Raw genomic sequence first — 9809 nt, forward strand, 5'->3', positions numbered from 1 at the left:
TCCTTCTACATGCAGGAGGGGACACGTTACATGAAAAGCGGCATTGTAATGGAAGTAAAAAAAGGAAAGGTAATACTTCTTACGAAGGATGGATGTTTTGTTTCTGTTCGCATTCCGCCCGGCAGACAGCCGGTCGTTGGAAGCGAATATCATTCATCCTATTTTGCCGTTTCTAAAAAAAGGCCCTGTTCTTTATTGCCATCTTTTTCGCTTACACTTATTCTTTTCCTTGTCTTTTTTCTTATTTCAGGGATGATTCCTATCAAAAATGAAAATGAAGCAGCGGCCGCTTATGTAAGTTTTGATGTGAATCCAAGTCTTGAAGTGGGAGTAAATTCAAGGTTAGAGGTCATTGACGTGCAATCATGGAATCATGATGCGGCAGATTTATTAAAAAAGATCCGTTATAAAGAGAAGATGAGCCTGTCTTCTTTTTCCGGCCAGTTAATAGATGCTTTTAATGCGAGCGGGTACTTAAATGACAGGCAAGATGTAATGATTGTGACTACAGTAGTTGACCCATCAAATAAAAAGTTGTCATCTTCGCTAAAAAAAACAATTGCAACCATTAAACGAAATAAAATAGTCGCCAATCATCAAGTTACAGTAAATATAAAAGAAGCGGATTCTGAAAAACACCAGAAGGCAAGCGACAATAATATATCTACCGGGAAATATTTATTATATTTAGATGCAAAGAATAAAGGACAAAAGATTTCCCTTAAGGATGTTCAGAAGAAGACGTTTTCCGAGCTGAAAAGAAATATAGAGATAAGAAATAAGCCGAACAATAAGCGGAAAAATAAGACTATAAAAAATAAGGTCATTCATAAACATAATAAAGCCAAACGCCCCAAAAAAAGCGTTTTGCAAAAAGAAAATGAGGAAAAGAAAAAACGAGAGACCGTTTTTGTGCCAAAACAGTCGAAGGATAGGCAATCGCGTCAAATAATGAAACAGAAGCCGTTGGTTAACCATCACGACTATAAACGGCATCGCTTGAAAAATATACGCCATTCGAGCAACCAACATCCATTACATAAAAACAAGCACGATCTACATCAACGTCGAGTGAAAAAATATCGTCCGCCACACAATAAACGTAAAGCGCTGTATCACTCAGACAGGGGAAATTACATAAAAAAGCGTTACCCTCAACATCTTCAACACCATAAACCAAAACGTGTGAATAGAGGGAATGATTGGCGGAGGCATAATCATAAAAATAGACGAAAAAGTGTTTGACAGCATTCGACATGGGTGATAGAATTCAACTATAAAAATGAAAAAATAATAGAACGACTTGTTCTTATCACGAGAGGCGGAGGGACTGGCCCGATGAAACCCGGCAACCGTTAGGCGAATAACGCTTAAAATGGTGCCAATTCCTGCAAAGCGAATCAATTGCTTTGGGAGATGAGAAGAAGGCGCATAGATACATTTATGCCTTTCTGCTCATTTACGCAGAAAGGCATTTGTTTTTTCAACAAAGTAACAACAGAAAGTAGGGGAATGTAGTTGATTAAGCTCGAATCAGTGAAAAAGCTTTTTCAAACGAAGGACGGACCTGTCCATGCCGTGGATGACGTCAATATCGAAATTGAAAAAGGAGAAATATTTGGAATTATCGGCTATAGCGGGGCCGGCAAGAGTACGTTAATTCGTATGTTAAATATGTTGGAACGCCCAACGAGTGGGACGATTACAGTGGCGGGAAAAAACCTGTCGAATTTGAGTGAAAGAGAATTGCGGAAAGAGCGTCAACGAATCAGCATGATCTTTCAGCACTTTAATCTCCTCTGGTCTCGTACCGTTCGTGAAAATATTTCATTTCCTCTTGAAATTGCAGGAGTGCCGAAAGAAGAGAGGAAGAGGCGGGTTGATGAATTAATCCAGCTTGTAGGTTTAGAAGGACGCGGTGAATCTTATCCTGCTCAGTTGAGCGGCGGACAAAAACAACGTGTCGGAATCGCAAGAGCGCTCGCCAATAATCCGGAAGTATTGTTATGTGATGAAGCGACATCTGCGCTTGATCCGAAAACTACGGATAGCATCTTAAATTTGCTGGTTGAAATTAATAAAAAGTTAGGATTGACTATTGTTTTAATTACTCATGAAATGCACGTGATTCGAAAAATATGCCACCGTGTTGCCGTGATGGAGAGCGGTAAGGTTGCGGAGATCGGTCCTGTGCTTGAAGTATTTAAAACACCGAAAGCAGCAATTACTAAAGAATTTGTGAAGCAAGTGACTGAACCGGAGGAAACGATAGATACTCTTAACCATTTACTTGAACAAAACCCTAGTAGTCATATCGTTCAACTAACTTTTGTCGGAACGAAGGCGGAGCAGCCATTAATTACTGAAGTTATCAAGCAATTTGATGTAAGTGTAAATATTTTGCAAGGAAAAATGTCGCAAACACAAAATGGGCAATATGGAACGTTGTTTATTCAATTAGACGGCAGAGAGGAATCCGTGAAAGAAGCGATTCGTTTCTTAAATGAACAGCAAGTACAGGTGGAGGTGATCTCACATGCTTAATACCGTATTTCCGAATGTTGAGTGGGGCGTCTTTAAAGATGCGACAATTGAAACGCTTTATATGACGGGGGTTAGTGTACTTTTCACCTTTATACTAGGACTAATGTTAGGCCTTGCTTTATTTTTAACGAATAGAGGCAATCAATGGGAAAATAAGTTTTTTAATATGATAATTGCCGCAGTGGTGAACGTCTTTCGTTCTGTGCCATTTATTATCTTAATTATTTTATTAATTCCTTTTACAAGAATATTAGTAGGGTCTATGCTAGGTGCTAATGCTGCTCTGCCAGCTTTAATTATTGGAGCCGCTCCCTTTTACGCACGGATGGTTGAAATCGCCTTACGCGAAGTTGATAAAGGGGTTATTGAAGCAGCTAAATCGATGGGCGCTACTAATTTTCAAATCATCTTTAAAGTGCTAATCCCTGAAAGCTTGCCCGCATTAATTTCGGGTATTACGGTAACGGCGATCGCCCTTGTCGGCTATACGGCTATGGCGGGTGTAGTCGGTGCAGGCGGCCTTGGAAACCTTGCCTACATTTGGGGATATCAACGCGAACAAAATGACGTTACGTTTGTAGCGACGGTTGCGATTTTAATTATTGTGTTTATCATCCAATTTATTGGTGATCTTATAACAAAACGCATTGATAAGCGTTAAATTACAAACAAGGGGGACTATTTCTGATGAAAAAGATTTTAAGCATTATTCTCGTTGCAGCACTTTCACTGGCACTTGCTGCTTGTGGGAAAAAAGAAGAAGGAATGAGCAATGATAAAATTGTTGTTGGGGCTACTTCTGTACCACATGCAGAAATTTTGGAACAGGCTAAACCGCTTTTGAAGAAAAAAGGCATTGATCTTCAAATTAAAACATTCCAGGATTACGTATTGCCAAATAAAGCATTGGCTGATAAAGAAATCGATGCAAACTATTTCCAACACATTCCTTACCTTGTATCACAAATGAAAGATCATAAAAATTACAAGTTCGAAAACGCTGGCGGAATCCACATTGAACCGATTGGTGTGTATTCGAAAAAATATAAATCGTTAAAAGACCTTCCGAACGGGGCGACAATCATTATGAGCAATTCGGTTGCCGACCATGGACGTATGTTGCTATTGCTTGAAAAAGAAGGGTTAATTACGTTGAAAAAAGGCGTAAGCTACAATGCGCAGCTAAAAGATATCGTGAAAAACCCTAAACACCTTAAGTTTAAAGCTGACATTGATGCAGGCATGCTTCCTAAAGCGTATAAAAATGGTGAAGGCGATGCGATCTTAATCAATACAAACTATGCACTTGATGCAGGATTAAATCCGAAGAAAGATGCAATCGCCCTTGAAGGGGCAGACTCCCCATTTGTAAACATTATTACGGTTCGCAAAGGGGACAAAAACAAAAAACCAGTAAAAGCATTAGTTGATGTACTTCATTCAAAGGAAATCCAGGACTTTATTAACAAGAAATATAAAGGCGCAGTTGTGCCAGTCAATCAATAAAAAAACAGCCATTTCGGCTGTTTTTTTATTGCAAGTGTCTAAACGCTTATTTTTATAATGCTGATGGTATGCCTTTATTCCTATTATCGCTTAAGTAGCGTAGTAAAACAGAATCAAAATTTTTAGAATAGTATGAATTTAACAACCTTTATGATATGATAGTTTTCGAGGTTTTTCTAAAAATTTTTATGGGGAGGCATGTTTGTGAACAAGAAAGTATTGGCATTGGGATTATCAATTGGCTTGACGGCAAGTGTTTTTTCGAGCGCATCTGCTTTCGCTGCGCCCAAAAATGTATTATCGACAAAAATGTACAATAAGACGGTAGGTTCTCCGGAATTTATTTCGGGGCATTTAACAAAACCGTCTTCAAAAAGTGCAAAAAATGTCGTGTTCAGCTATTTCGACAGCCATAAAAATGAATACAAAATCGGAGCACATTCAGCCGAAAAATCCTTTCTAGTAAAGTCGAGTCAAAAGGACAAGCAGGGGCAAACCGTTCTTCGTCTTCAACAAGTGTTTAAAGGCGTGCCAGTGTGGGGCTCCACACAGGTAGCGCATGTTTCTGAAGATGGAGTGCTAACAGTTATTTCTGGAACTGTCATCCCTGATCTAGATAAGAAGGAAGGGCTTAAAGCGAAGAAAAAATTGAATGCTAAAACAGCGATTAACATTGCAAAAAAAGATTTAGGTTACTCTCCTTCGTTTGAAAAACTTCCGACTGCTCATTTAGTAGTTTATGATGGAGGAAAAGATGCTGTCTATGCGTACCTTGTCAACTTAAACTTTCTTTCTCCAAAACCCGGAAACTATAATTACTTTATTGATGCCTCAACAGGAAAAATCTTAAACAAATATAACAATATCGATGAAGCCATTGAACAAACCTCTCCTCTGAAAAAGGGTGGTAAACCAGGGAACGGGGGTCCCATTACCGGTTCAAATACAACAGGGAGCGGGGTTGGTGTACTGGGCGACTCGAAAACTCTCAACATGACGCTTTCAGGTTCTTCCTATTATTTACAAGATAATACGAGAGGAAGCGGAATCATTACGTATGACGGAGCTAACCGCACCCGATTGCCGGGAACGCTATGGACGGATACGGATAATCGTTTAGATCAAAAGTATGATGGACCGGCAGTTGATGCACATTATTACGCAGGGGTTACGTACGATTACTATAAAAATGTGTTTGGACGCAATTCCTATGATAATAAGGGCGGCGCATTAAAGTCCACGGTTCATTACAGCCGTAGCTATAACAACGCTTTTTGGAACGGTTCACAAATGGTATATGGAGACGGGGATGGCACGAATTTCATTCCTTTTTCAGGAGGGATTGATGTTGTTGCCCATGAGTTGACACACGCGGTCACTGATACAAGCTCTGGCTTAATCTATCAAAACGAGTCCGGTGCTTTAAATGAAGCGGTGTCTGATATTTTTGGAACGCTAGTAGAGTTTTATAATAACCGCAACCCGGATTATGAAATAGGAGAAGACATTTATACACCTGCTGTGCCAAACGATGCGTTACGCTCGATGAGCGATCCTGCGAAATATGGAGATCCGGACCACTATTCTAAGCGTTATACGGGAACAAGTGATAATGGCGGCGTTCATACGAACAGCGGAATCATTAACAAAGCAGCTTACTTAATTGCAAAGGGTGGTACCCATTACGGAGTGACCGTTTCAGGAATTGGCAATGATAAATTAGGCGCCATTTTCTACCGGGCAAACACGCAATACTTCACAGCCTCCTCTACTTTCAGCCAGGCACGTGCCGCTCTTGTACAGGCCGCTGCTGACTTGTACGGAACAAGTTCACCGGAAGTCACTACGGTTAATAAGGCATTTGACGCTGTCGGTGTAAAATAAAACGAAGCCTCTTTGCATAGAGAAAAGAGGCTCCCGGGGTTTAAGAAATCTCTTAAACCCCTTTTAGTTTACGTTTATCTTTAAAAAGAAGATAATGGGCATTTCCCACTTTTTCCTCTAAATATTCTAAGGAGTATCCTGAAGGATCGGCAAGGTCCCCGATTGCCCGTGAAAGATTATCAATAACAAGACGTAACGTTGCTGAATGTCTCGGTTCGTGGCGTAAATTCATATCATCCATAATTTCATGAGCCAGGTGTTGAATGCGCCTCAATCGTAATTCTTTTGATTGCATCATACACACATCCTCCTTATTCGGGGCACAAGTTAAACCAATTTCAACAGGTCACTTATGCCTTAATATAGCACGCGTTTTGCACCACAAAGAAAGTAGAACTCCGAAGCGGTCGGCACAAATGCAACAGCCTTGCATCTTCGTTTGTTCAACGTTCGCCAATCGCCGAATTTTCTTTATTAAACTATATGGCTCAAGCAGGCATTTTATGAAACATCGATTGAGGATGCTTGAAACTCTTCCATTTTCCTTTTAATGTCGTCAATTCGAACATGTTTTCTTACAACAGTTGCCAGCCGGTTAAAGCTATCTTCACTAATATCCTTAAATGATATTCGATTTTCAAGCGGTTCAAAGCCTTTTTCCATACGAATTAAATTCAGAAATTCATGCCTGAATTCGTCATTATGAAAAATGCCGTGGAAATACGTACCGATTACTTTATTTTTCAAGTCGAAGCACCCGTCCTGATGGTTTTCTAATTGAATAAAGGAAGGGGTATCATCAAGCCGTTTGGACTGGCCCATATGTATTTCATAACCTTTCACATCGATCATTTTTTTACTGAACTTCACTTCACCAGTTGAGAATACCGTTGTTTTCTTTTTCGTAAGCGTAGTTTTGATCGGGAGAAGTTTTAACCCTTCGCATTTTTCATTTGGCGATTCCACATGATAAGGATCCAAGATGGCGCTTCCGAGCATCTGGTATCCTCCGCATATTCCAAAAAAATAACTTTGTTTTTTTGCTTTTAAATCAAAAAGCTGCTTTTCAAGGCCGTTTTCCCGTAAATACATAAGATCCTCGATCGTGTTTTTGCTGCCCGGTAAAATGACCAAATCCGGTTTTCCGAGTTCTTCCGGCTTTTTGACCATTCTCACATGGCAATCATCTTCGATTAAAAACGGATCGATATCTGTAAAGTTCGAAATTCTTGGATAGCGAATAACCGCTATATCAATTTCCTTTTTATCGATGTTTGGCTTTGAAGTATATTTTTCCAAACTAAGTGAATCTTCCGCATCAATATATAAATCAGGGATAAAAGGAACGACGCCAAGCACTGGTTTTCCGGTATATTCTTCGAACCAGTCGAGTCCGGGTTGCAACAATGAAAGATCACCGCGAAATTTGTTAATGATTACACCAATGACACGCTCCCGGTCGATTGGATCAAGAAGCTGCAGGGTACCAACAAGGCTTGCAAATACACCGCCTCTATCAATATCGGCAACGAGAACAACAGGAGCATTTGCCAATCTTGCAACACGCATATTAACCATTTCCCTATCATTTAAATTAATCTCGGCAGGGCTCCCCGCACCTTCAATGACAATTCGCTCAAAGTTTTCGGTTAATCGTTGATACGCTTCTTTAATAGCCGATAGCCCGATGGTATAGAATTCTGACCGATATCGGGAAGCTTTCATATTTTGAAAAGGTTTGCCATTTAGTATAACTTGTGATTCCATATCTCTTGTTGGTTTAATCAAAATGGGGTTCATATCTGTTGTAGCGGCAATTCCGGCTGCTTCGGCCTGGATCCCCTGTGCTCTTCCGATTTCTTTACCATCAAGTGTGACATAAGAGTTTAATGCCATATTTTGTGATTTAAAAGGAGCCGTCCTGTAACCGTCCTGTGAAAAAATCCGGCAAAAAGCGGTAGCTAAAATACTTTTCCCACTATCTGAACACGTCCCTTGGATCATTATAGGTAGACATTTTTTCATTGATTTTTTCCCCTCATATAATTTCTTTCATCTTAACTGGAAACGAAAATTTTACATTAGTAAACTTGTCCATTAACCGCCTGTCAAAACCTTTACAATGGCGATGACGACACCAGCCACCCCTTCACCGCCAAGCAATCCGGATGAAATGATCATCCCGTTTTTAGCTTTTTTAGCGGAGAGTTTAGAAATGATAAATTTCAGCATACCTCCGATAAAGACCGTTGTAGACATATAGATCGGTAAATAGAGACCGAGGCCAATCGTCATTCCCGGTATATTGAATACATATAAAAGGGCACCGATAATGAGGCCGGCAAAAAATGTTTTCACATCTGGAAGACCGTCAATCATCGTTGAGACGGCAAATGCTTGTGGGGCGGGAAGCTCGGTACCCGGCCCCATTGCGCCGTACGATTGAAACATGACATATAAAACTAAACAAGAGACGATGGCTCCAATAACGCCTCCAATTGCTTCTGAAATAAATTGTGCTTTAGGATCGGTTCTTAATAAATGACCCGATTTAAAATCGTTTAAAACACCACCTGTGAGTCCACAGGCTACAGCAACGATGGCAGCAATAAGAAAGCTTTCAATCATTGTTGTATTGAATAGACTTTTAATTGCTACCAATACAAGTATAGCGAAAACTTCCATAGGATTAATCCCGGTTTGTCCGGTAATGGTCCCTGCCATAATGGTTGTCAGCCAGACTCCAATGATCATTAATATGCTTGGAAATAAAGATAATTCCGTCAAGAACGTTAAGAAAAAGGCAATAAGAATGAGAGCAATTGGGATTGCTTTCGAAAGAATTCTTTTCAAATCAACCTTTTCATTAAAAATCAGACCGTATATCTCTTTCGTTTTTGGTAAGATACCTTTAAGCAGAATACCGATTCCGCTTCCAACCATTAAACCGATGCCAAGACTATCTTTAAATATGGCAGCAGATTCAATGCTATCAAACCAACCCTTTGCTAATCCAACCGGGATCAGAACAAAGTAAGTGAATCCAGCACCCAAAAACCAAATACTTGTATATAAAGGTCCGATTAAATAGCCCATACCAACAGCCATTGGAGATAACCAGATGCCGAAGAAGAGGTTATGTATAGCGAGCTTTGCTGACATCCATGTGCTTGAAAACCAGTTGAATCCATCTCTAAAGGCGGTAATAGCGGCCGACAAACCGAGAGACGAAAACAATAGTTTCGCTTTTTTTCCTTTAATTCCTGCCATTACAGTTTGTGATGCCGCAATCCCCATAGGAAACGGAAGTTCCTTTTGAACGATAAAAAAGCTTCGAATCAAACCGGTGAAAAGTAAGCCTAGAACAGTTCCGCAAATGGTAACGATGAACAACGTCAATAAACTAATATCGGCATCTTTGTCGATCATCCATACGCCTGGAATCGTGAAAGCCAGACCGCCGGCTACCATTGCTCCGGCTGACATCGTGGTGTGGGTTAAATTGATTTCATTTACGTTTGTACTTCCAAGAGCTTTTAAAATGACCATTGAAAGGACGGCTGCAAATATAGTGGGCCATGGCAAACTTCCCATTCGAAGGGCAATATACATCGAACTCGTCGTGATGATACAAGATCCAATTGTTCCAATGAAGATTCCTCGAAATGTTAATTGCTCAGATAAGGAACGGGCATAATTTACTTCTTGTTCTTGCTGGTTAGTAGGCATTTAGATTTGTTCCTCCGATACTTCCAAAAAATATATTACTTATTTTAAATATTAGCTTAAATATTTATTTTTTGCAGTATATAGTCTCGCCAAAATTTTATTATAAGCTTACTTTTTGAATTTCCATTAAAACGGAATATAAGAAT

At 39.9% G+C, this 9809-nt stretch carries 8 protein-coding genes and 1 riboswitch; of the genes, 5 read left to right on the top strand and 3 right to left on the bottom strand.

Going from position 1 to position 9809, the window contains the following annotated elements; all coding sequences use genetic code 11:
* Positions 1-30: 30 nt before the first annotated feature.
* The 5 genes from WD019_RS11225 (at position 31) to WD019_RS11245 (ending at position 5934) form a co-directional block, all read left to right on the top strand.
* Positions 31-1245, top strand: a complete 1215-nt coding sequence (locus WD019_RS11225; protein ID WP_425711532.1) for an anti-sigma-I factor RsgI family protein — start codon at positions 31-33, stop codon at positions 1243-1245.
* A gap of 61 nt (positions 1246-1306) precedes the next feature.
* Positions 1307-1423, top strand: a riboswitch (SAM riboswitch).
* Positions 1424-1518: 95 nt separating this feature from the next.
* Complete coding sequence (locus WD019_RS11230) at positions 1519-2544, top strand: methionine ABC transporter ATP-binding protein (RefSeq protein WP_425711533.1); 1026 nt, start codon at positions 1519-1521, stop codon at positions 2542-2544.
* Positions 2537-3205: a methionine ABC transporter permease gene (locus WD019_RS11235; RefSeq protein ID WP_425711534.1), complete on the top strand. Its 669-nt coding sequence runs from the start codon at positions 2537-2539 to the stop codon at positions 3203-3205. The genes WD019_RS11230 and WD019_RS11235 overlap by 8 nt, the downstream gene beginning before the upstream one ends.
* Before the next feature lie 26 nt (positions 3206-3231).
* Positions 3232-4050: a MetQ/NlpA family ABC transporter substrate-binding protein gene (locus tag WD019_RS11240; protein WP_425711535.1), complete on the top strand. Its 819-nt coding sequence runs from the start codon at positions 3232-3234 to the stop codon at positions 4048-4050.
* Between the two features lie 204 nt (positions 4051-4254).
* The gene (locus tag WD019_RS11245; RefSeq protein ID WP_425711536.1) at positions 4255-5934 is read left to right on the top strand and encodes a M4 family metallopeptidase; all 1680 of its coding nucleotides are present in this window, start codon (positions 4255-4257) and stop codon (positions 5932-5934) included.
* A gap of 52 nt (positions 5935-5986) precedes the next feature.
* Here the strand turns inward: WD019_RS11245 and WD019_RS11250 are convergent, their stop codons facing one another.
* From WD019_RS11250 to WD019_RS11260, 3 genes are all read right to left on the bottom strand, one after another.
* On the bottom strand, positions 5987-6229 hold the full coding sequence (locus WD019_RS11250; protein ID WP_425711541.1) for a hypothetical protein: 243 nt from the start codon (positions 6227-6229) through the stop codon (positions 5987-5989).
* 206 nt (positions 6230-6435) lie between these two features.
* Positions 6436-7959 carry a cobyric acid synthase gene (locus tag WD019_RS11255; RefSeq protein WP_425711537.1) on the bottom strand — a complete coding sequence of 508 codons (1524 nt, stop codon included), beginning with the start codon at positions 7957-7959 and terminating at the stop codon, positions 6436-6438.
* A 72-nt stretch (positions 7960-8031) separates the two neighbouring features.
* Entirely contained in the window at positions 8032-9663 is a 1632-nt protein-coding gene (locus WD019_RS11260) for an OPT/YSL family transporter (RefSeq protein WP_425711538.1), read from the bottom strand.
* Positions 9664-9809 lie beyond the last annotated feature (146 nt).

This window comes from Fictibacillus sp. Mic-4, from assembly GCF_049843615.1.
GTDB classification, from domain to species: Bacteria; Bacillota; Bacilli; order Bacillales; family Fictibacillaceae; genus Fictibacillus_A; species Fictibacillus_A gelatini.